Source organism: Actibacterium sp. (assembly GCF_041584535.1).
In the GTDB taxonomy this organism is placed as follows: domain Bacteria; phylum Pseudomonadota; class Alphaproteobacteria; order Rhodobacterales; family Rhodobacteraceae; genus Actibacterium_D.
This window is the reverse complement of the sequence record NZ_JBFHDW010000445.1, coordinates 1-1,194: the sequence shown is the minus strand read 5'-3', so window position 1 is coordinate 1,194 and position 1,194 is coordinate 1. Positions and strand designations below refer to the sequence as shown.

The 1,194-nt window shown below is 64.8% G+C and carries 1 protein-coding gene; it reads left to right on the top strand.

What is annotated here, in order from left to right; all coding sequences use genetic code 11:
- The coding region (locus tag ABYW26_RS14615) for an alanine--tRNA ligase-related protein (protein ID WP_372605646.1) at positions 1–1,194 on the top strand (1,194 nt) is incomplete at both ends.

The window sequence follows — 1,194 nt, the reverse complement described above, 5'->3', positions numbered from 1 at the left end:
GGCTCGATGCGCGATCTGGACATGCAGTCGATCGACACCGGCATGGGGCTGGAACGGATCGGCGCGCTGTTGCAGGGCAAGCACGACAACTATGACACCGACCTGATGCGCAGCCTGATGGAGGCCAGTGCCCATGTCACCAGCCAGGACCCCGACGGTCCGGGCAACGTGCATCACCGGGTGATCGCGGACCACTTGCGCTCGACCTCGTTCCTGATTGCCGATGGTGTGATGCCCAGCAACGAAGGCCGGGGGTATGTGCTGCGCCGGATCATGCGCCGCGCCATGCGTCACGCGCATTTGCTGGGTGCCAAAGACCCGGTCATGCACCGTCTGGTTCCGGCGCTGGTGCGCCAGATGGGCGCCGCTTACCCCGAGTTGGGCCGCGCGCAGGCGATGATCGAAGAGACGCTGAGACTGGAAGAAACCCGGTTTATTCAAACGCTTGACCGTGGTCTGCGGCTGTTGGACGACGAATTGTCCAAGCTGCCCGAGGATGCGGCGCTGCCGGGCGATGCGGCGTTCAAACTGTATGACACCTATGGTTTCCCGCTGGACCTGACGCAGGATGCGCTGCGCGAAAAGGGCCGCGCGGTCGATACCGAAGGCTTTGACGCCGCCATGGCCGAGCAGAAAGCCAAGGCGCGTGCCAGCTGGGCCGGGTCGGGCGAAAGCAAGGACGCGGCAATCTGGTTCGACATCGCTGAAAAGCATGGCGCGACCGATTTCCTGGGTTACGAGACCGAAACCGCCGAAGGGCAGGTTCTGGCGCTGGTCAAGGATGGCGTTGGCGTGACCGCGCTGGATGCCGGGCAAGAGGGCTGGATGGTCGTCAACCAGACGCCGTTCTATGCCGAATCCGGTGGTCAGGTCGGCGATAGCGGCACGGTGTTGAAGGCCGGGGCCTCGGGCGTGGTGGCCGATACCCAGAAAATGCCGGGCGGCGTGTTCGCGCATCGGGTGACAATGGCAGAAAAACCGCTGTCGGTTGGCGACCCGCTGGAACTGCGGGTGGATCATGCCCGCCGCAGCGCCATTCGCGCCAACCATTCAGCCACGCACCTGCTGCACGAGGCGCTGCGTCAGACGCTGGGCGATCACGTCGCGCAGCGCGGCTCGCTGAATGCGGCGGATCGGCTGCGGTTCGATTTTAGCCACGGCAAGGGGCTGAGCGCGGCGGAATTGGCCAAGGTC